This window comes from Rhodopseudomonas sp. B29 (assembly GCF_000333455.1).
Classification (GTDB): Bacteria; Pseudomonadota; Alphaproteobacteria; order Rhizobiales; family Xanthobacteraceae; genus Rhodopseudomonas.
Genome location: NZ_BADD01000101.1, coordinates 1 through 1,461 on the forward strand (window position 1 = coordinate 1; position 1,461 = coordinate 1,461).

A 1,461-nucleotide genomic window follows, 5' to 3' on the forward strand; every position below is an offset into this window, starting at 1 on the left:
CGCACTCGATGTGNGCAGGACTCGCTGGTGGGCAAGCTGTCCGGCGGCGAACGCCGCATGGTGTCGATCGGACGAGCGCTGATGTCCGACGCACGGCTGTATCTGATCGACGAGCCGACGCTCGGCCTCGCCCCGAAAGTCTCGCGCCGGGTGATCGACGCGCTCGCCAACATCCCGCTCGACGGCAAGGCCATGGTGATCGCCGAGCAGAACGTCTCGCTGCTGACCGGCTCGGTGACCCGGATGATGGGCATGCACGCCGGCCGCCTGCGCGGCGAAGTCGGCCATGTGGGGCTCGAGTGATGGACGCAACGCTGGTCGTCTACGCCCTCTATCTCGCCGCGATCTACGCCCTGATGGCCATCGGCATCTCGCTGGTGTGGTCCAGCATCGGCATGGTCAACATGGCGCACGGCGCCACCTTCGCGATCGCCGGCTACGCCGCCTACTTCGCCGCCGACGCGGTGGCGCCGCTGATCAAGGCGTGGAGCACCGGGCTCGACGGCACCATCGCGCTGGCGAGCTTCACGGTCGCCATCGGCATGCTCGCCGGCGTGGTGTTCGGCGTCTTGATCTATCTGGTGGCTTTCCTGCCGATCCACGACAAGCCGAACTTCGCGGTCCGCAGCCTGATCATCACGCTGGCGATCAATCTCGCCACCGTGCAGTCGCTGCTGTGGATCTTCGGGCCGCAGCAGAAAGCGCTGCCGCGGATCTTCGGCATCGGCCGGTTCAACCTGTTCGGGCTGCCGGTGCGCATCGACCAGGCGGTGACCATCGTCACCACCATCGTGCTGCTCGGGCTGGTTCTGTTGTGGCTGCGGGTCAGCCGCCGTGGCCTCGAAATCCGCGCCGTGATGCAGAACACCGAAGGCGCGGCGCTGTGCGGCATCTCGACGAGGTGGACGGCGCTGCCGATCATGATGCTGACCGGCGCCCTGGCGGGTCTCGCCGCAGTGCTGCTGTCGCAGAGCATCTTCGTCAATCCGAGCGCCGGCGTCACGCCGCTGATCAAGGGACTGACGATCGCGCTGCTCGGCGGGCTGGGATCGGTGCCGGGCGCGGTGTTCGGCGCCATTCTGATCGGCTTTCTGGAGGCGGTGACCGGCGTCATCCCGTTCCTCGGCCAGCGCTACGTGCTGATCGTGCAGTTCGCCTTCATCGTGCTCGTTCTGGTGCTGCGTCCGCGCGGGCTGGGCGGCCTCCTCGACGAAACCCGGGAATAGCAATGGCCGAGAAGCCGCTGATGGCGCACGCCGAGATCGGCCGCAGGCCGGACGAATGGACCCTGAAGCCGAGCGGCGACCAGGTCTGGCATCGCGCCCGGCCGCCGTTCAGTCGCCGTCATTGGCTGGCCTGGCGCGGCATCTACAATCCGAAATCGCTGCGCCGCGAGCGCAGACTGGACGACAAGCGGCCCCTATGGTGGACGCTCGGCCTCGGCGGGCTGCTGATTGCAAC

At 67.6% G+C, this 1,461-nt stretch carries 3 protein-coding genes; all 3 read left to right on the top strand.

Going from position 1 to position 1,461, the window contains the following annotated elements:
* A partial coding sequence (locus tag I5M_RS03885) for an ATP-binding cassette domain-containing protein (protein ID WP_022720205.1) occupies window positions 1-303 on the top strand: 303 nt, incomplete at its 5' end.
* Entirely contained in the window at window positions 303-1,226 is a 924-nt protein-coding gene (locus I5M_RS03890; RefSeq protein WP_022720206.1) for a branched-chain amino acid ABC transporter permease, read from the top strand. The genes I5M_RS03885 and I5M_RS03890, both read left to right, overlap by 1 nt.
* A gap of 2 nt (window positions 1,227-1,228) precedes the next feature.
* Window positions 1,229-1,461: hypothetical protein (locus tag I5M_RS03895; RefSeq protein ID WP_031335296.1), on the top strand; the 233-nt coding region annotated here is incomplete at its 3' end.